This is a genomic window from Pseudoxanthomonas sp. (assembly GCF_027498035.1).
Lineage (GTDB): Bacteria > Pseudomonadota > Gammaproteobacteria > Xanthomonadales > Xanthomonadaceae > Pseudoxanthomonas_A.
The window spans coordinates 3,497,023-3,516,350 of sequence record NZ_CP114978.1 but is presented as its reverse complement, the minus strand read 5'-3'; the positions used below and the strand labels follow the sequence as shown (position 1 = coordinate 3,516,350).

Sequence of the window (19,328 nt, the reverse complement as noted above, 5' to 3'; positions counted from 1 at the left end):
AGGGCGCCCTGCTCAGCCGTAGACCGGGAACTTCTTGCACTGGGCGGTCACCGCCTCGCGCACCCTGCCGATCACCGTCTCGTCGCCCGGTGCATCCAGCACGTCGGCGATCCAGTTGGCCAGTTCGATCGTGTCGGCCTCCAGGTACCCGCGGGTGGTGATGGCCGGCGTGCCCAGGCGCAGGCCCGAGGTCACGAACGGCGAGCGCGGGTCATTGGGCACCGCATTCTTGTTGACCGTGATATGGGCCTTGCCCAGCGCCGCCTCCGCTTCCTTGCCCGAGACATCCTTGCCGATCATGTCGACCAGCATCAGGTGGTTCTGGGTGCCGCCGGAGACAATCTTGTAGCCGCGCGCGATCAGCGTGCTGGCCATCGCCTGGGCGTTCTTCACCACCTGGGCCTGGTAGGTCTTGAAGCCCGGCTCCAGCGCTTCCTTGAAGGCCACGGCCTTGGCCGCGATGACGTGCATCAGCGGACCGCCCTGGATGCCGGGGAACACGATCGACTGCAGCTTCTTCTCGATCTCTTCGCCGGCCCCCTTGGCGATGATGATGCCGCCGCGCGGTCCGCGCAGGGTCTTGTGGGTGGTCGAGGTGACCACATGCGCATGGTCCAGCGGGCTCGGATACACGCCAGCGGCGACCAAACCGGCCACGTGCGCCATGTCCACGAACAGGTAGGCACCGACCTTGTCGGCGATGGCGCGGAAGCGCGCCCAGTCCACCACCTGCGAATAGGCACTGAAGCCGGCCACGACCATCTTCGGCTTGTGCTCCAGCGCCAGGCGCTCGACTTCGTCGTAGTCGATCAGGCCGGCTTCATTTACGCCGTACTGGATGGCGTTGAACAGCTTGCCCGAGGCGTTGACCTTGGCGCCGTGGGTCAGGTGGCCACCGTGGGCCAGCGACATGCCCAGGATGGTGTCGCCCGGCTGCAGCAGGGCGAAGTACACGGCCTGGTTGGCCTGCGAGCCCGAATGCGGCTGCACGTTGGCGTAATCGGCGCCGAACAGTTCCTTCAGGCGGTCGATCGCCAGCTTCTCGGCGATGTCCACGAATTCGCAGCCACCGTAGTAGCGCTTGCCCGGATAGCCCTCGGCGTACTTGTTGGTCAGCTGGCTGCCCTGGGCCTCCATGACCGCCGGGCTGGTGTAGTTCTCGCTGGCGATCAGCTCGACGTGGTCTTCCTGGCGCTGGGCTTCGGCGGCGATGGCCTTGGCCAGTTCGGGGTCATAGCTTTCGATACGGACGTCGCGCGGGAACATCAGGTCTCCGGGAGGCTCTTGGACAGATCGGGTTGGCGCCGCGACGTTGCAGCCGCGGGGCCAACGGGGTTGCGGATTGTAAGCCTTCCGGGCGTTTTCCCACCAATCGGCCCATTCCAGCGCTGGAAACTGCCTTCCGGGTCACAGGACACGCCTGCGTATGTACGAAAAAAGGCGCCTCCCGGAAGGAGGCGCCTTGTCTGTGCAATCACCGGCGGATCAATGGTTCAGCAGCAGGTCGGTGATGATGCCGGTGGCGATGGCGACCATGATCAGGTTGCCGCGATCGTCGCGGACCCAGTGGTAGCCGCGCGGTGGGTGGCGCACGTGATAACGGTCGTAATCGTTGATCACGTAGGTGCGGCCGCCGTAGTAGTTGTTGTAGCGGTAGCCACGCTCATACCCGTAAGGGCGGTAGACGCGCGGCGGCGGACCCGGGCGGTAATAGTTGCGCTCCACCACCACCGGGCGGCGATAACCGTCACGGCGGTCGTCCCGACGGTTGTCGTGGCGATCATGGCGATCGTCATGACCGTGGCGGCCGCGGTCGTGGTGGTCCCGGTCATCGGCCATGGCCGGCGCTGCCGCCAGCGACATGGCAAGGACGGGAATGCTCAGCAGGGTAAGAATCGTGCGCTTCATGGCGTCTCCGTAACAGGGTGTCACGAGGCAGATGATGCGCCGCGCCGGTGAATGGAAACTGGCTGGAAGCGGTTTACAAAAGTTCCGTTAATGCCGGGGATCTCCCCCTGTTCAGTTTCATGCCCGCGTATCGATGCCACGGCCACGGCCGCTATAATGCGCGATTCCTTTTGACCGACCTCTTCGCCTGCATGTGTGGCGCGGATGGCGGGCTGCGTCCTACGCCGGAGATCGCATGTCGCAATACATCTACACCATGAACCGCGTGTCCAAGGTGGTCCCGCCCAAGCGGCAGATCCTGAAAGACGTGTCGCTGAGCTTCTTCCCGGGCGCCAAGATCGGCCTGCTGGGCCTGAACGGCTCGGGCAAGTCCACCGTGCTGCGGATCATGGCCGGCGTAGACAGCGATTTCGAAGGCGAAGCACGCCCGCAGCCCGGCATCAAGGTCGGCTACCTGGCACAGGAACCAGAACTCAATCCCGAGCACACGGTGCGCGAGGCTGTCGAGGAAGGCGTGGGTGAAGTCCTGCAGGCCCAGGCCGCGCTGGACCGCGTGTATGACGCCTATGCCGAGGAAGGCGCCGACTTCGACGCGTTGGCCAAGGAACAGGAACGCCTGGAGGCGATCCTGGCCGCCGGCGACGCCAGCACCCTGGAACAGCAGCTGGACATCGCCGCCGACGCGCTGCGCCTGCCACCATGGGAGGCCGTCGTCGGCAAGCTCTCCGGTGGCGAGAAGCGCCGCGTGGCGCTGTGCCGCCTGCTGCTGCAGAAGCCGGACATGTTGCTGCTCGACGAACCGACCAACCACCTGGATGCCGAGTCGGTGGAATGGCTGGAGCAGTTCCTGGCCCGCTACACCGGTACCGTGGTGGCCGTCACCCATGACCGCTACTTCCTGGACAACGCCGCCGAGTGGATCCTGGAACTGGATCGCGGCCGCGGCATTCCGTGGAAGGGCAACTACACCGACTGGCTGATGCAGAAGGAAGACCGCCTGAAGCAGGAAGACAACCAGGAAAAGTCGCGCCAGAAGGCGATCCAGAAGGAACTGGAATGGTCGCGCCAGAACGCCAAGGGCGGTCGCACCAAGGGCAAGGCCCGTCTGGCCCGCCTGGAAGAACTGCAGTCGGTGGATTACCAGAAGCGCAACGAGACCAACGAACTCTTCATCCCGCCGGGCGAGCGCCTGGGCAATGCGGTGATGGAATTCAAGAATGTCTCCAAGAAATTCGGCGACCGCCTGCTGTTCGACGAACTGAGCTTCCTGGTCCCGCGGCGGCGCCATCGTCGGCATCATCGGCCCGAACGGCGCCGGCAAGTCGACGCTGTTCAAGATGATCACCGGCCAGGAAAAGCCCGATACCGGCGAGATCGTGGTCGGCCCCTCCGTGCAGCTGTCCTACGTGGACCAGAGCCGCGATGCGCTGGTGGGCAACCACAACGTGTTCCAGGAAATCTCCGGAGGCCTGGACATCCTCAACATCAACGGCATCGAGATCCAGTCGCGCGCCTACATCGGCCGCTTCAACTTCAAGGGCCAGGACCAGCAGAAGCTGGTGGGTTCGCTGTCCGGCGGTGAGCGCGGCCGCCTGCACATGGCCAAGACCCTTCTGCAGGGCGGCAACGTGCTGCTGCTCGACGAACCGTCCAACGACCTGGACATCGAAACCCTGCGTGCGCTGGAAGACGCACTGCTGGAGTTCCCCGGCAATACCTTCGTCATCAGCCATGACCGCTGGTTCCTGGATCGCATCGCCACGCACATCCTGGCGTTCGAGGGCGACTCGCACGTGGAGTTCTTCCAGGGCAACTACCGTGAATACGAAGCCGACAAGAAGCGCCGCCTGGGCGACGACGCCGGCCCGCACCGCCTGCGTTTCAAGGCACTGAAGTGACGTCTTGGCGTGCCTGCGCTCCGCGCAGGCACCCTTGCCAAGCCGTCACCCCCGCGCAAGCGGGGGTCCAGTGACCTGGCTTTGCATGAAGCCAACAAAAAGCCCCGCTTTCGCGGGGCTTTTTCGTGGTCCAGGCATCACGCGTCAGATCAGCTTGGTCGCATTGTCCAGCACGTAATCGCAGGCCTTGTCCTTCACCTTGCCTGACACCGAGTCCAGGTTGAACGACTTGCCACCATCGCCTTTGAGCAGGCCCATCGTGCCGCTCTTGTAATCCGCCGATTCGGTGGCCGGCTTGTCACCGCCAACGTTGTACTTGGACAACAGCTTGTCCTTGACCGAAGTCACTGCATCGGCACTCAGGTACTTGCGCTTGACGCAGTACTGCAGCACGCCCGCGGCACTACCGGCATTGTCGCCACTCAGCGCAGGCATGGCCGACCCGCCGAGCATCGAAGCCAGGCCGCCGGACGAGCTGCCCTCGGTCTGCGACGAGGCCTGCCCGCCTTCCTTCTTCAACAGCTTGCCCAAGTCCTGTGCCTGGCTCGCGGCAGCCACGCCCAGCGATGCCAGTACCAGCGCCACCAACGCACTTCGTTTCATCTGTCGCATCGGCCCAACTCCCATCCAGCACGAAAGGCCGCAGGCTAGCAGAACCGGCGTGGCCGGTAAGTCGAGGCCCGGAAGGGTCAACCGGCAGGGACGGATGCCGCCTGTCGGGCAGGGCTTGCCCTGCTGGCAGACTCCCCCCGAAGGGCTGGCGGAAAAGCAGCCGAGCTGGCTCGGCTTTACAAAACCCTGGCCCGCGGCCTTCCTCTGCAACCTGGCCGGAAGGCAGCCAAGCAGGCTTGCACTACCGGCCTGTACCGATGTCCGGGAACAGCACGTCGGTAAACCCGAACGTGCTGAAATCCTTGATCCGCGACGGATAGAGGATCCCATCCAGGTGATCGACCTCGTGCTGGACGACCCGTGCATGGAAGCCTTCAGCGATCTGGTCCACGCGCTGCCCTTCCGCATTCCAACCGGTGTAGCGAATGCGCTTGAAACGCGGGATCACCGCACGCAGGCCGGGAATGGACAGGCAGCCTTCCCAGCCGTCCTCCAATTCATCGGACAGCGGTTCGATCACCGGATTGAATAATGCGGTGCGCGGCACCGCCGGGGCATCGGGATAACGCGGATTCTGGTCGAAACCGAACACGATCACCCGCTTGCTCACCGCCACCTGCGGCGCGGCCAGGCCCACGCCGTTGGCCAGTTCCATGGTCTGGAACATGTCATCGACCAGGTCGCGCAGCTCGCCGGTGGCGAAATGCTCGACCGGTTCGGCCAGTTGCAGCAGCACCGGCTCACCCATTCTCACGATGTCGCGGATCATGCGATCGCCTCCTCAAGTGGCAGGCCGAAGACCTGCCGCAGATAACGGACATAGCCCGGATCGTCGCACATGCTCTTGCCGGGTGAGTCGGACAGCTTCGCCACGGGCTGGCCGTTGCAGCGGGTCATCTTGATGACGATGTTGAGCGCCTTGGGCCCCAGGTCATTGGTCAGGTTGGTGCCGATGCCGAAGGCCAGCTTGCAGCGCCCGTGGAAATGCGCGTACAGCCGCTCGATCTTGTCCACGTCCAGGCCGTCGCTGAAGACCAGCGCCTTGGCGCTGGGGTCGGCGCGGTTGGCCGCCAGGTGCGCCAGCATGCGCTCGCCCCAGGCGAAGGGATCGCCCGAGTCATGCCGCAGGCCATCGAACAGCTTGCAGAAATACATGTCGTAGTCGCGCAGGAAGGCATCGGTACCGACCACATCGCTCAGGGCAATGCCCAGGTCGCCGCGGTACTCACGCGCCCAGGCTTCCAGCGCCGCGCCCTGCGAATCGCGCAGGCGCGGGCCCAATGCCTGGAATGCCTGCAGCCACTCGTGCGCCATCGTGCCCAGCGGCGTCATGCCGTACTCGCGGGCGAAGTGGACGTTGCTGGTGCCGACGAACTGCGCGCCCAGTCCATCGCGCAGGCGCGGCAGCATCCGGCCATGCCAGGCACGCGAATAGCGTCGGCGCGTGCCGTAATCGGCAATCGCGCAGCCCGCCGCATCGGGGATCGCACGCAGGCGTTCGATCTTGGCATCGAGCCGGCGCACGCCCTCCTCCACATCGCCCTGCCCCAGCGCGTCGAAATAGACCTCGTTGATAATCGCCAGCAGCGGCACTTCGAACAGGATCGTATGCAGCCAGGGGCCTTCGATCTCCAGTTCGATCTCGCCGGGCACCTCGGTCGAGGCCGTGAGCGTCACGTACTTGCGGTCGAAGTGGAACAGTCCCAGGAAGTCGACGAAATCCGGTTTGACGAAGCGCAGGGAGCGCAGGTAATCCAGCTCGCCCGGCACTGAAACGCAGCGTGCACAGCGCATCGATCTCGTCGGAGATCCGGCCGATATGCGTGGCCAGGTCAATGCCCGGCGTGCGGCACTTGAACCGGTACTGCACCTGCGCGGCAGGATATTGGTGCAGCACCGCCTGCATCATCGTGAACTTGTACAGATCGGTGTCGAGCAGCGAGGGAATGATCATGCCCGCATTATGCGCGCCGCCCCTGTCACCGGCGCTCAGCGCAGCAGACGCACCGTTGCGGCGATGGCGAAATGCGCCCAGATCACGCCCCACACGCCGATCCGGATGGGCGGCGCACGGCGCGATGCTTCGAACTTCTGGAAGTAGCGCCACAGTCCGCGATGCTTGTGCCATTCGACGAACAGCGGGCGCGCGCGACTGGAGACGCCGCGGATGTGCAACACGCGCACGTCGTTGGCCACCGCCACGCGCGCACCGGCCAGGCGCGCGCGACGGCACAGGTCCAGGTCTTCGGCATGCAGGCGATAACCGGTGTCGAAGCCGCCCAGCCGCTCGAACAGACCGCGCGCCATGAACATCAAGGCACCCGAAGCCGCATCCACATCCTGCACGACGCGGCTGTCGTCCGCCGGCACGCCGAGCTGGCCGGCGCGACCGGCCGTGCGCAGCATCGCGCCGAAATCGGGGTCACGACGGCGTGCGGCGGCATCGCGCTGGCCGGCTTCGTCGACCAGGTCCACGCCCAGCAGCCACAGCTGCGCGCCCTGTGCATGGGCCCGCAGGCGCACCAGCGAATCGGCCTCGACCATCAGGTCCGGATTGACGAAGGCCAGCCATGGCGCGTTCGAATCGGCAGCGCCCTGGTTGCAGCCCACCGAGAAACCAGGGTTGTCCGGATTGCCGATGAAGTGCACGCGCGGATCGCGCGCCGCATGGCGCTGGACCAGTTCCAGCGTGCCATCGTTCGAGGCGTTGTCGACCACTCGGATCTGGACCACGTCACGCGCGGCGCGCAGCCGGGTCAGGCAGGCGTCGATGGTCGAGGCACTCTGGTGGGTGACCACCACCGCGGCGATGCCGCCCGCGTCAGCCGAAGAGTTCACGCTGCAACTCCGTTCCCACCTGCGCGTGGCACGCGTCCAGGCGCGCGCGGACCTCGTGCAGGGGATCGTTCATGAGGAACCGCGCCAGCCGCGCATTCCAGTCCGGCCAGCGCGTTGCCAGCGCATCCATGTCGCCGTCGGCCGGGCCACCTTCACTGCCACGGGCAACGAACGCGGTCTCGCACAACACGTTGCGCCAGCCCAGGCCGGACAGACGCAGCGACAGGTCGATCAAGGCCGCATACCCGCTCTGGTAGCTATGCGGGTCCAGCCCACCTGCGCGTGCGCGGGCACGGCCACGCAAGGCGACCGCATGGCTCACGGCCGCCGGCAATTCCGGATAGGTCGCCGCCATCGCCGCGCAAGCCTGCGCGGTGCGCTGCGGATCAGCTGGCGGTGGCGAGACCTCGCCCAGGCGCGGCCATGCAGCCGATTCGCCAGCGTTGCACCAGGGCGTGGCGGTGGCGATGGAGGCATCGCTGGCCAAGCACGCCGCCAGGTGCGTCAACCAACCCGGCAGCGGCTGTGCATCGGGGGCCAGCACCACCACGTCCATGCCGGCGCAGGCGGTGAGCATTTCATCCAGGTGCGCGACCTCGCCCAACGGCTGCGACCGACGCGTGTAATCGGCCTTCAATCGCGTATTGGCCAGCCAGCGCCGGATCAGCGCCGCGCCACGCGGGCCGCTCTGCGCATCGTCGGCCAGCCAGACCTGGGTACCCGCCGGCGTCCCCGCATCGAGCGCGGCCAGGCAGGCATCCAGCGCCTCGTCGTCCACGCCGACGGGCAGCAGGATGACCGGCAATGCAGCAGCGGAAGTTAGACTCACTTGCCCTTCGGCGGGTTCAACGGTTCCATCGCGCGGAACCGCTGGCTGTATTCGTCGGTGAGGTTCCGCGCTTCCTGCGGATTGCGCACGATGGTCGGGGTGATCAACACGATGACTTCGTTGCGCGAGGTGCCCTGCGTTTTCTGCCCGAACAGCGCCCCGACCACCGGCAGCTTGCTCAGGAATGGCACTCCGTTGCTGCCGTTCTCGACCTTGTCGTTGATCAGGCCAGCCAGCAGGATCGTGTCGCCACTCTGGACCGCCGCCTCGGTCTTCACGAAGCGCGTGTTGATCGGCACGTTGCAGCTGGTCGAATCGGCGCTGCAGGTCGAGGCGCCGGGCGTGCTGACTTCCTGGGCGATCTCCATGAACACCGTGCCGTCCTTGGTCACCCGCGGACGCACGTTGAGGATCACGCCGGTGTCCTTGTACTGGACCGAGCTGTAGGTGTTGTCGCTGCTGGTGCTGGTGTTGACCGAATAGGTGTTGATCGGGATCTGTTGGCCCACCTTGAGCTGGGCCAGTGCGTTGTTGCGCACGAACACCGACGGGCTCTGCAGGATGCGCACGTTGGTGACCTTGTCCAGCGCACTGATCACCGCGGCGGCGTTCTTGCCCAGGAACGTCCAACCCAGGCCGCCGCTACCCACGGTGCCAGCGATATCGCCCCAGATGTTACGGCCGGCGGCACTGGTCAATCCGGCACCGGTTCCGATCACGCTAGTCACCGCGCCCGAATCGATCGGTGCATTGACCGCCTGCTCAAAGTACCAGTTCACGCCATAGCTCAAATCGCCGGTCAGGTTAACCTCGGCCACCTGGGCCTCGATGTGGACCTGCATCGGCATGACGTCCAGCTTGTCGATGACATCGCGGATCGAGCGCCATGCGGTTCCGCTGGCACGCACAAGCAGCGAGTTGGTTTCCTCGACCGCGGCCACGCCGACCTTGCTGCCTTCCACTTCCAGGGTGACCGCGCCGTTGCCTTCCTGGCGCTGGCCCAGTTGCAGGCTGGAGCCGCTGCTGCCCAGGCCACCACCGGAGGCGTCGCTGCTGCCCGAGGACAGCCCGCTGCTCGAATCGAACGAGGAACTGCTCCCCGAGCTGCTGTCGCGCGTCCCGTTCTGGCTGCTGGAAAATGGATCGGAACTCAGCGCGCCGGCCACGCTGCCCGGCACCAGCGAGGATTCCGAAGACTGCGAACCACGCCCGCTGCCCGTGCCAAAGACCTCTGACAAACGCTGCGCCAGGTCCCGCGCCTTGATGTACTTCAACTCGTACGAGAACAGCCGCGGGGTGTCGCCGGCGCTGTCGATCCGGTCCAGCCAGTCGCGGATCTGGTCCAGGTAGGACGCCTGCGGGGTGATCACCATCACCGCGTTGGAGCCTTCCAGCGGCATGAAGCGGAACATGCCGGCGCTGGGCGTCTTGCTGCTTTCGCCGAAGACCTTCTCCAGGTCGGCCACGACCTTGGTGGCCTGCCCGGTTTCCAGCGGGAACACGCCCACCGACATGCCCGACAGCCAGTCGACGTCGAAGATCTGGATGGTGCGCAGGTAGTTTTCCAGCTCGCTGCGTGAGCCGCTGATGGTGATGATGTTGCGGGTGGGATCGGTGCCGATGACCGCGTTGCTGCGCGCGTAGGGCTCCAGGATCTTCTTCATCTCGTTGGCGGCGATGAAGCGCAGTGGCACCACGCGCACTTCATAGCCACGGGCGTTGCCCGCATCGCCCGAACGCGGCGCCACCGTGCCCTGCAACGCCTGGTCGGCCGGCACGATGTTGTAGCGGCCGTCGGCATAGACCATGCGCGCGTTGTTCCAGCTCAGGACCTGCTCCAGCAGCGACAGCGCCTGCGCCGGGGAGACCGGATGCGGCGTGGCCAGGGTGACCGTGCCCTGCACGCCCGGGGCGATGACGTAGTTCTGTCCCAGCATGTCGCCCAGGATCGCCTTGACCACGGCCGGCAGCGATTCGCCTTCGAAGTTGAAGGTCGCGCTGCCGCTGGTGGCGCCGGACAACGCCGGCGGCGCGGCCGCGGCGGCGCTGCGGTTGATCACCTGGCCGGTGCCACGGTGGATCTGCGCCTGCGGACCGGCTTCCGGTGGCTCGGCCGATGTCAGTGGCGAGGTCTGCGCGGTCGCACCGGCGGTGGCTTCCGGATTGGCGGTGTTGCCCTGGCGCTGCACGGTGGGGACCGGCGCGGTGGCGCAGCCGGCCAACAGACCCAGCAGGACACTGAAAAGAAAGGCGGTGCGTGACGTCATGTCTTCACTCTACTTGGTCGTTCCCGGCGTACCGGAATTCTGTTGTTCGCGCATCTGCCGGCGGCGCGCTTCGATGCGCTCGCGGATGGCCTGCATCTGCTGCTCGGTGGTCTGCGGGGCAGGCGCGGGCGGTGCTGGATCGGCGGCATCGGCCGACGGCGGTGCACCGCGGCCCTGGGTGTCGGAGGGTGACGGTCGCTCGGATGGCGGCGTGTTGGCTGGACGCGGTGGCGGTGAAGGTCCGGCGGGGGGGCGGGGCCGCGCGGTGTTCGGCTGCGCCGATGCCAGTTGGGTCGGCGCTTCGCCGCCCTGGCCATCGAACACGCGCAGTTCCAGCGTGCGCTGGCCTTCGGGACCTTCGAACACGGCCCGACGCGGCTCCAGTTCGGCCAGGCGCCAGGCGGGGGACGAGGCCAGGGCTTCGCCCACTTTCACCCGCACGGCCGACGCAGGACCACCATCACCGGGCGACTGCACGATGGCCAGGCGCACGCGTGGGGTGATCAGCACGCTGGTCAGCACGTAGTCGAATCCCTTGTCGACCTGCTCGCCGCCCTGGCCTTCCAGGAAGAACGGGTGCGGCTGCCGGTCGGAGGCGAACACCGGGCGGCCGCCGATCTCCGAATACTGCTCAAGCGGCCCCAGTCGTTCCGGCGCCGGCGCCGGCAACGCCGGCAACGCCTGCACCAGGCTGGGGTCATCCGGCAACGACACGATGCGGCTGCCCATGCCGGCCAGCGCCAGCAGCCAGGCCAGCACGGCCCAGCCGGCAACGGCCAGCAGCAGCCAGGTGCGCGGACCGATGGCTTCACTGCGCACGGGCACCTCCACGCGCAGGGCGCCGGTGCGGCAGCCGTTGGCTTCAGGTAGCCGGACAGATCGAAGCTGACGTTGAGGCCGCCGCTCTGGTCTTCGGCATTGGGCGTGCGGAAGTTGAAGCTCTGCGCCAGGATGTTGAGGTTGTCCACGAACAGGCGCGGGCTGCCCGATTCCAGCGCATGCAGGACCGCGGCGGTTTCCGGCACGCCGCAGCGCAGGGTCACCTGCACCACCACGCGCGGGAAGCGTCCGCTGGCGCCGGCCGGGAACGGCGAGCGGTTGGTGATCGCGCAGCTGCGGTTACCGGGGCTGGCCTGGCCGACCACGGTTTCCAGGCGCTGGGTCAGCGCCGCGGTGGCCAGTTCGGCGGAAGGTTCGGACAGGAAGCCGGGGCGATTGCCCAGCGCTGCCTGCGCCGCAGCCAGCTGGCGTTCGACCTGCGGACGCTGCTGCAGCTGGGTGCGCACGCGCAGTTCGCGTGACTGCGATTCTTCGATACGCGCGCCAACCTCGCGCATCGGCACCGTCCACCACGGATGCACCAGCACCAGGTAGCTCAGCGCCAGCGCAGCCAGCAGCAGGCCCAGCGCCAGCCAGCGATCCTGTTGTGCGGTCCTAGCGGCCATGGGCGCTCCTGCCGGCAGCCGGTGCAGTGTTCGACGGCGGCTTGGGACCGGCCAGCTGGGCGGTCATGCTGAAGCGGTCCAGGCGGGTGCGGCGATCCATCTGCAGCGCGCCGGTCAATGCGGGCGAAGTCCACAGCTTCGAGCCTTCCAGCAGCTTGACCAGGCCCGGCGCTTCCGGGCTCAGGCCGATCAGCAGGAGGCGGTCGCCTTCGATCGAGACCTTTTCCAGGTAGGTGTTGTCGGGCAGCAGGCGGGTGAGTTCATCCAGGATCTCGACCGTGGTCGGGCGCGCGGCGCGTTGGGCCTGCAGGAATTTCGCACCTTCCACCAGATTGACCAGCTGCTGGCGCTGCGCGGCCACGCCACGGGCCTGGGCGGCGCTGCGTTCGACCTGCACAGCGAAGGCATCGGCGGCGGCACGGCGGTTGGACAGCACCTGCCAGCCAGCGAAGACCAGAGCCAGCAGCGCGACCACGACCGCGATCAGGTTCCAGGTGCGGGCCGGGCTGACCTGGCGCACGCGCAGCGACGGCGGCAGCAGGTTGACGCCAAGCGGCTGGCCACCGGCATCGGCGACATCCAGGCCGGCCAGGCCTTGCGCGACCGGACCCAGCGCCTCCAGCGCGCGGTCCACGCCCTGGCGACGGACCACGACCAGTTCGGCCTCGATCTGGCCATCGGCGCGACGGCCGATGATGCACGCATCGAAATACACCGCGTCTGCGGAAAACGGGGTCTGCCGGTCGATCTCGAAGCCGACCACCTCGCGCAGGCGCTCGGCCGCGGCAGCCGGCAACAACAGGGGACGGCGCAGCACCTGCACGGCGGGCAGCAGGCTCCAGCGCGGCAGGCTGGCCAGGCGCGGCGACAGCACCGCATCGAGTTCGGCCGCGGCCAGTGGCAAAGGCAGCGCCGTCAGTGGCTCCATGCCGGCATGACCGGTCTTGAGCAGCCGTGCTTCGCCATCCTGCGGCACCAGCAACAGGCGTTCGGCCGCCAGGCCAAACAGCGTCCGCCAGCGGGCCGGAAGCCAGCTGGCCAGCGCATCGCGCCACCAGGTGAAAAAGCGACTGGCGGCGCCCATCGAGCGCCCCAGGCCCGGCAGCACCGACGTCCCTGCGCGGGGTGTCTTCATCGGGGTTCCCAACCTTCCTCCCAACGCAACGTCGTGTACATGGCGCCCGGCGTCGGACCGCCCCCCACGCGCACCACCGCCCGCAGCACCGCTTGGCGGCCATCGGGGAGCCGTGCGCGGCTCTCGACACTATACGTGCCGGTTCCCTGACCCACGAGCCCGACCGGCTGTCCGGCGGCGCCCTGGCGCTGGGCAAGCACCAGATTGGGATCCATGCCCAATGCCGTCAGCACCGGTCCCTGCGCATAAGTGGGATCAGGCCGGCTGCGGCCTGCATAAATCGTCAGGTACGGGCGCACCCTGGCGTAGATCGCCGGGGTCCAGCCCAGGACCTGTTCGACCTCGCCCACGGTTTCGAACGGCGCGTCCTTGGCGCCATAGGGCAGCCCGGCCTCGGCGTATTGCGGGTCTTCGGCACCGCCGGTGACCTGGATGAGCGAATCGCTGTCACGCCAGTCCACCACCGCGCCAGCCGGCTGCTGGGCCTGCGCCTCGTCCACGCCGACCGCGCGCAGCAGGCTGGCCAGGGTCTGGGCGTCGGCCTGGTTCAGGTCGACCTTGCCGGTTTCATCCACCAGCTGCACCTGCAGCTGGCTGCCGGCGTAGTTCCAGGCATAAGGACGGCCATCGGGCACCCAGCGGGTACGCGCGTCGGTGTCGGCCACGCGCTGCAGCGCATATTCCAGGCCAGCCCGGGCGATTTCCTGGGCCACGCTGCCCTGCGCCAGCACGCGGCCCTGCAGCGATTCGACCCGCGCGGTGATGGCGAAAGCGCCGATCAATGCGGTCAGCAGCGCGATCAACCACACCACCAGCAGCAGCGCGACACCGCGCTGGCGCGAGCAGCTCATGGGGTGACCTCGTGACTGGCACCGCTGCCCTGGGCCAGGGTGACGACCATGTCCGGCCAGCGCGTGCCGTCGGCGGCTTCGATGTCGATCGAGACCTGCACCGGCAGGGTTTCGACCTGGCTCCAGCCGTCCTGCCAGTCGCCCAGGCCGTTGCCATCTTCAGCCAGGCCGCGGTAGCGGAAGCGCACCGATTTCAGCTGGTCGGCCAGCAGTTCCGGTGGGCGCGGCGTGCCCGGCTCGGCGATGGTCTGACCGGCCTGCACCATCACCAGCCCGACCTGCAGGCGGGTGCCGTCATCGACCGCCTCGACCTCGTGCAGGTACGGACCACCGCGGCCCAGGTAGTCGGGGATATCGGCCACGAACCGCATCTGCGTGGGCGTGCCGGAAAACCGGCTGGCGACACCGTTCTGGTCATCCAGCGCATAGGCAATCACCTGCGCCGAGGCCAGGTGACTGCGCAGGAATCCCTGCACCGCGCGGATGCGCTCGTTGCGGGCCGCGGTGACTTCGCCACGGTGGACCATCGCGGTGGCCGCGCGCAGCGTGGCGAACCCCACCGCCAGCCCGGCTGCCAGCAGCAGCGTGGCCAGCAGGATTTCCATCAAGGTGAAGCCCTGTTGCGCGCGGCGGCTCATGGCGAGGCCCCAACCGTGCCTTCGGCCTGGGCCAGGCGCAGGCTGCGCCATTGCATCTGCTCGCCGGGGCGCGCGCCCCAGGCCACGGTCAGCTGCACTTCCAGCAACCGCGCCGCGCCGGTGTTGACCAGGCCATCAGTGGGCAGGCGCGGGTCGGTCCATGGCGCGATGTCCAGGCGCCAGTGATAGCGACCCTGCTCCAGATCGCCTTCGTCATGTCCTGGTTCCAGCCCAGCGCCGGCGCCGACCTGGGCCAGGATCGTCTGTGCATGCAAGGCCGCCCGGCCGGACATGCCGGCCTGGTGGATCTGTCGCGCCGCGCCCGACAACGCGCCCAGCAGCAAGGTCAGCGCCAACGCCAGCAGGCCGAAGGCGACCACCACTTCGATCAGCGTGAAGCCGCGTTGGCGACGCGCAGCGATCACGGCGGCGCCCCCGGGGTTTCCAGCCGAACTTCGCCGGTGAGCCAGGCCACGCTGACCTTGCGCACGGCTTGCTTGGCCGACAGCTCCACGCTGCCGCCGGTGGACGCGCCATCGGGATAGAAGATGATCGCGCCCTCGCCCGCCTGCGCACTGGCCTGGCGCGCCCCGTAGAAGCGGATGCCGATCTGTTCGGGAATGCGGCCGTTGCGCTTGCCCGGCGACGCATACACATGCCCGGACGGATTGATCACGAAGCGCTGCGGCTGGCCGCTGGCGATGGCCTGGGCGCGGGTATAGCGCAGCTGCGAGGCGATGTCCTTGGACGCCGCGCGCAGGCGGATGCCCTGCAGCCCGCCACTCATCGCCACGGCCGTCATGCTGCCGATGAGCGCGATCAACGCGATCACCATCAGCACTTCGATCAGCGTGAAGCCCCGGACGGGACCGCGGGCACCGGGCGCGCGGTGGCGCATGGAGCGGCTCAGTTCTGGTACGGAATATCGGCGTTGACGCTGTCGCCGCCGGGCTGGCCATCCTTGCCCAGGCTGATCAGGTCGAACGGGCCGTCCTGGCCTGGCACGGCGTACTGGTACTGATGGTTCCAGGGGTCCTTCAGTTCGGTCTCTTTCGCGTACGGGCCCAGCCAGCCAGTGGCATCGCCCGGCGCGGTGACCAGTTCACCCAGCGAGCCCGGCAGGCGGCCGGTGTCCATCTCGAACTGCTGGATCTTCTCGGCCACCGTCTGCACCTGCGCGCGCGCCAGGTTGACCTTGGCACGGTCGGCGTTGCCCAGGATGCGGGTCGCGGCGAAGGCGACGATGCCGCCGATCAGGATCACCACCACGATGATTTCCATCAAGGTGAAACCGGCCTGGTGGGCACGGGTGGGCAGGCGGGACAGGGAGCGTCGGTTGTGCATGTGCGGTCTTCCGTTACGTAAAGCGTGTGCGGGGGAAAGGTTCAACAAACTAGTTGATGGCGCCAGCCAGATCGTACAGCGGCACCAGCACCGCGATGATGACCGCGCCCACGACGGCCGCCAGCACCAGCGTCACCGCCGGGACCAGCGCCGCCAGCATGCGGTCCAGCGCCTGCGCGGTCTGTGCTTCGAACGTATCGGCGGTCTTGAGCAGCATCGCGTCCAGCGCGCCGGACTCCTCGCCCACCTGCATCATCTGCAGCGCCAGCCGCGGGAAGCGCTTGCCGGCGCCGAGCGAGGTGGACAGCGCGCGGCCGTTCTTGACGGCCTCGGCGGCGCTATCGACATCGGCCGCCAGCGCACGATTGCCCAGCACGTTTCGGGCGATGCCCAGCGCACCCAGCAGCGGCACGCCGTTGCGCAGCAGCGTGCCCAGCGTGCGTGCGAGCCGCGCGGTTTCCATGCGCGCGATCAGCGAACCGACCAGCTTGCGCTGCAGGACCCACGCATCGAAACGGTCGCGGAATGCGATGTCGCGCCGCTTGCGGTCGGCCCACAGCGCCAGCACCGCGGGAATCGCGAGCAGCAGCAACCACCAGCCGGCGACGAACTGGCCAATGGCCAACACGATCCGGGTGAACCACGGCAGCGCCACGTCCAGGCTTTCATACATCTGCGAAAACTGCGGCACGACATAACCCAGCAGGAACAGCATCGCCAGGCCGACCACCACCAGCAGGATCGCCGGATAGATCAGCGCATTGACGATGCGGCCTTGCAGCGCGCGGCTGCGTTCCAGGTAATCGGCCAGCCGCTGCAAGGTGTCGTGCAGGCTGCCGCCGGCTTCGCCCGCGCGCACCATGTTGATGTACAGCCGCGAGAAGGTACCGTGCTGGCGCTCCAATGCGGTGGACAGCGGTGCGCCACCGCGCACGGCTTCGCGGATATCGGCCACGATGTTGCGCGCCTTGTCCTCGTCCGGCAGCTCCAGCAGGATCGTCAACGCGCGATCCAGCGGCTGTCCTGCACCGAGCAGCGTCGCCAGCTGCTGCGTGAACAACACCAGCCGCTGCCCACCGAACGCATTGGGCTGCAGCAGCGACTTGAACGACCCCAGCCCACCGCCTTCGGACGCCAGCCTGGCTTCCATCGGCAGATGACCCTGCTCCTGCAGGCGCGCGACCACCTCGGCCTCGCTGGCCGCTTCCATCTGCGCCTCCAGCACATCGCCACGCGCGTTGAGGGCTTTGTAGCGGTAGAGGGGCATTACCGGAACCTCGGCATGCGGACGTCGCTCAACATCGATCCGTCATTCCCGCGAACGCGGGAATCCAAGGACGTACGCCCTTGGCACTTCTCCGACGATATCCGGCCACAGATCCCTCCAGGAAGGATTGAATGCATCGATCAGCTGAAGCTTCCAGTCGCGTCGCCACTTCTTGATTCGCTTCTCGCGAACAATCGCCGATTCCATCGTGTCGTGCATCTCGTACCAAACCAGCCGCGCCACCTCGTGCCGATGCGTGAACCCTTGGACAGCATGCTCCCGATGCTGCCAAGTGCGGCCGACCAAGTTGCTTGTCACGCCCACATAGAGCGTGCCGTTGCGACTGCTGGCCAGCAGATAGACGCAAGACTGTTTGGCCATCGTTCTTCCTTGAACGTCCATGGATTCCCGCGTACGCGGGAATGACGAAACCTGACTTCATGCGTGGGCACTTCAACTGCAGAGCAGGAAGATCACGCATCCTCCGTCACCCGCAGCACTTCCTCGATGGTGGTCATGCCGGCCAGGGCCTTGGCGATGCCGTCTTCGTACATGGTGCGCATGCCGGCCTTGCGGGCCAGGTCTTCGATCTCGCCCATGCCGGCGTGGCGCATCACCGCGCGACGCAGTTCGTCGTCCATCACCAGGAATTCGGTGATGGTGGTGCGGCCCAGGTAGCCGGTCGGCGCGATCGCCGAACCGCGCGAGCGATACAACAGGATCTCGCCTTCGGGCTGGAAGCGGCGCAGGTTGAACCTCGCGATTTCCTCCGGCGTGGCCGGATAGCGTTCGGCATGCGTGGGCTCCAGCCGGCGGACCAGGCGCTGGGCCAGGATGCCGTTGATGGTGGAGGTCAGCAGGTAGTCCTCCACGCCCATGTCGAGCATGCGGGTGATGCCGCCGGCCGCGTTGTTGGTGTGCAGCGTGGACAGCACCAGGTGGCCGGTGAGCGCGGACTGGATCGCGATGCGCGCGGTTTCCAGGTCGCGCATTTCGCCGATCATGATGATGTCCGGGTCCTGGCGCACGATGCTGCGCAGCGCGCTGGCGAAATCCAGGCCGATCTGTGGCTTCACATGGATCTGGTTGAGGCCTTCGATCTGGTATTCGACCGGGTCCTCGACGGTGATGATCTTGACGTCGGCGGTGTTGAGCTGGCTTAGCGCGGTGTACAGCGTGGTGGTCTTGCCCGAACCGGTCGGGCCGGTGACCAGCAGGATGCCGTGCGGCTGCTCAAGGACTTTGAGGAACTGCGGCAGGAATTCATCGGTGAAGCCGAGGCGCTGGAAATCGAACACCACGGTTTCGCGGTCCAGCAATCGCATCACCACGCTTTCGCCATGCGCGGTCGGCACGGTGCTCACGCGCAGGTCCAGCTCCTTGCCCTGCACGCGCAGCTGGATGCGGCCGTCCTGCGGCAGGCGACGCTCGGCGATGTTCAGCCGGGCCATGATCTTGATGCGGCTGATCACCGCGGCGGTCAGGTTGGCCGGCGGGCTTTCGCCTTCTTCCAGCACGCCATCGACGCGATAACGCACCTTCAACCGGCTTTCGAAAGGCTCGATGTGGATGTCGGAGGAACGCAGTTCCACCGCCCGCTGGATCACCAGGTTCACCAGCCGGATGACCGGCGCCTCGGAGGCCAGGTCGCGCAGGTGTTCGACATCGTCCAGGTCGCCACTGGTGTCGCCATCGGCGTTCTCGACGATGGCGCCCATCGCGCTGCGGCCCTGGCCGTGCCAGCGTTCGATGATGTCGTCGATCTCCGAGCGCAGCCCGACCAGTGCGCGTACCGGACGGCCGATCGCCATCTGCACCGCATCGGTTGCATAGGGATCGCAGGGCTCGGCCACCCACAGGTTCAGCGCACCATCGGCATCGCCCAGCGGGCAGACATGGAACTGCTTGAGGAAGCGCAGCGACAGCGCGACGTCTTCCGGGAGTTCCGGCGCCACTTCAGGCAGCTGCTTGGCCGACAGCAGCGTCAGGCCCAGTACCTGGGCACTGGTTTCAGCGTGGTCGCGTTCGGACACCAACCCCAGCCGCAGCAGCAGGGTCAGCACGCTGCCGCCGGTCTCTTCCTGCAGCCGCCGCGCACGCGCCAGATCGACCTCCTTCAAGCGGCCCTTGGCCAGCAACGCCATCACCACGCGCTCGTCGGCGCCGGACGTTGCCACCGCACTGTCGATCAAGGGCGAAACCGCATTCACGCATGGCATCCATTGGCGCTGAAGTCCGGACACTTTAGCAGGGGCCGCCGGGCTGCAACGCCCAACAAAAAGCCCCGACCTTGCGG

17 protein-coding genes and 3 pseudogenes are annotated in these 19,328 nt (G+C 67.1%); 1 reads left to right on the top strand and 19 read right to left on the bottom strand.

Annotated elements, in window-relative coordinates; all coding sequences use genetic code 11:
- Window positions 1-12: 12 nt before the first annotated feature.
- Both glyA and O8I58_RS15360 read right to left on the bottom strand, forming a co-directional pair.
- Complete coding sequence (glyA, locus tag O8I58_RS15365; RefSeq protein ID WP_298317923.1) at window positions 13-1,266, bottom strand: serine hydroxymethyltransferase; 1,254 nt, start codon at window positions 1,264-1,266, stop codon at window positions 13-15.
- 219 nt (window positions 1,267-1,485) lie between these two features.
- A complete protein-coding gene (locus tag O8I58_RS15360) occupies window positions 1,486-1,908 on the bottom strand; it encodes an RcnB family protein (protein WP_298317919.1) in 423 nt (140 codons plus the stop codon).
- 235 nt (window positions 1,909-2,143) lie between these two features.
- Between O8I58_RS15360 and ettA the strand changes: the two are divergent.
- Window positions 2,144-3,806 (top strand): annotated as a pseudogene (gene ettA, locus O8I58_RS15355) (energy-dependent translational throttle protein EttA).
- A gap of 144 nt (window positions 3,807-3,950) precedes the next feature.
- Here ettA and O8I58_RS15350 read toward each other — a convergent pair.
- The 17 genes and pseudogenes from O8I58_RS15350 to gspE form a co-directional block, all read right to left on the bottom strand.
- Entirely contained in the window at window positions 3,951-4,409 is a 459-nt protein-coding gene (locus O8I58_RS15350; protein WP_298317917.1) for a DUF2501 domain-containing protein, read from the bottom strand.
- 250 nt (window positions 4,410-4,659) lie between these two features.
- On the bottom strand, window positions 4,660-5,187 hold the full coding sequence (gene def, locus O8I58_RS15345) for a peptide deformylase (RefSeq protein WP_298317915.1): 528 nt from the start codon (window positions 5,185-5,187) through the stop codon (window positions 4,660-4,662).
- Window positions 5,184-6,372, bottom strand: a pseudogene (gene pncB / locus O8I58_RS15340) (nicotinate phosphoribosyltransferase). Before pncB ends, def begins: the two are co-directional and overlap by 4 nt.
- 35 nt (window positions 6,373-6,407) lie before the next feature.
- Window positions 6,408-7,256 (bottom strand): glycosyltransferase family 2 protein, encoded by an 849-nt coding sequence (locus O8I58_RS15335; RefSeq protein WP_298317912.1) that lies wholly within the window; start codon window positions 7,254-7,256, stop codon window positions 6,408-6,410.
- On the bottom strand, window positions 7,240-8,085 hold the full coding sequence (locus O8I58_RS15330; protein WP_298317910.1) for a glycosyltransferase family 2 protein: 846 nt from the start codon (window positions 8,083-8,085) through the stop codon (window positions 7,240-7,242). The genes O8I58_RS15335 and O8I58_RS15330 overlap by 17 nt, the downstream gene beginning before the upstream one ends.
- Window positions 8,082-10,352, bottom strand: coding sequence for a type II secretion system secretin GspD (gspD, locus tag O8I58_RS15325; protein ID WP_298317907.1), 2,271 nt, complete (start codon window positions 10,350-10,352; stop codon window positions 8,082-8,084). Before gspD ends, O8I58_RS15330 begins: the two co-directional genes overlap by 4 nt.
- Window positions 10,353-10,361: 9 nt before the next feature.
- Window positions 10,362-11,171 carry a type II secretion system protein, XpsN-like gene (locus O8I58_RS15320; RefSeq protein WP_298317903.1) on the bottom strand — a complete coding sequence of 270 codons (810 nt, stop codon included), beginning with the start codon at window positions 11,169-11,171 and terminating at the stop codon, window positions 10,362-10,364.
- A 23-nt stretch (window positions 11,172-11,194) separates the two neighbouring features.
- Window positions 11,195-11,797 (bottom strand): annotated as a pseudogene (gene gspM / locus O8I58_RS15315) (type II secretion system protein GspM); the annotation flags it as partial.
- Window positions 11,787-12,932 carry a PilN domain-containing protein gene (locus tag O8I58_RS15310; protein ID WP_298317900.1) on the bottom strand — a complete coding sequence of 382 codons (1,146 nt, stop codon included), beginning with the start codon at window positions 12,930-12,932 and terminating at the stop codon, window positions 11,787-11,789. The pseudogene gspM and the gene O8I58_RS15310, both read right to left, overlap by 11 nt.
- Complete coding sequence (locus O8I58_RS15305; protein WP_298317898.1) at window positions 12,929-13,783, bottom strand: type II secretion system minor pseudopilin; 855 nt, start codon at window positions 13,781-13,783, stop codon at window positions 12,929-12,931. The genes O8I58_RS15310 and O8I58_RS15305 overlap by 4 nt, the downstream gene beginning before the upstream one ends.
- Window positions 13,780-14,421, bottom strand: coding sequence for a prepilin-type N-terminal cleavage/methylation domain-containing protein (locus tag O8I58_RS15300; protein ID WP_298317895.1), 642 nt, complete (start codon window positions 14,419-14,421; stop codon window positions 13,780-13,782). Before O8I58_RS15300 ends, O8I58_RS15305 begins: the two co-directional genes overlap by 4 nt.
- Window positions 14,418-14,846 (bottom strand): type II secretion system protein XpsI, encoded by a 429-nt coding sequence (locus tag O8I58_RS15295; RefSeq protein ID WP_298317892.1) that lies wholly within the window; start codon window positions 14,844-14,846, stop codon window positions 14,418-14,420. Before O8I58_RS15295 ends, O8I58_RS15300 begins: the two co-directional genes overlap by 4 nt.
- Window positions 14,843-15,319, bottom strand: coding sequence for a type II secretion system protein XpsH (locus O8I58_RS15290; RefSeq protein WP_298317889.1), 477 nt, complete (start codon window positions 15,317-15,319; stop codon window positions 14,843-14,845). The genes O8I58_RS15295 and O8I58_RS15290 overlap by 4 nt, the downstream gene beginning before the upstream one ends.
- 8 nt (window positions 15,320-15,327) lie before the next feature.
- On the bottom strand, window positions 15,328-15,765 hold the full coding sequence (gspG, locus tag O8I58_RS15285) for a type II secretion system major pseudopilin GspG (RefSeq protein WP_298317888.1): 438 nt from the start codon (window positions 15,763-15,765) through the stop codon (window positions 15,328-15,330).
- A 49-nt stretch (window positions 15,766-15,814) separates the two neighbouring features.
- A complete protein-coding gene (locus O8I58_RS15280) occupies window positions 15,815-17,032 on the bottom strand; it encodes a type II secretion system protein XpsF (RefSeq protein ID WP_298317886.1) in 1,218 nt (405 codons plus the stop codon).
- A gap of 42 nt (window positions 17,033-17,074) precedes the next feature.
- Window positions 17,075-17,413, bottom strand: coding sequence for a GIY-YIG nuclease family protein (locus O8I58_RS15275; RefSeq protein WP_298317883.1), 339 nt, complete (start codon window positions 17,411-17,413; stop codon window positions 17,075-17,077).
- Between the two features lie 92 nt (window positions 17,414-17,505).
- Entirely contained in the window at window positions 17,506-19,242 is a 1,737-nt protein-coding gene (gene gspE, locus O8I58_RS15270; protein ID WP_298317880.1) for a type II secretion system ATPase GspE, read from the bottom strand.
- Window positions 19,243-19,328: the final 86 nt, after the last annotated feature.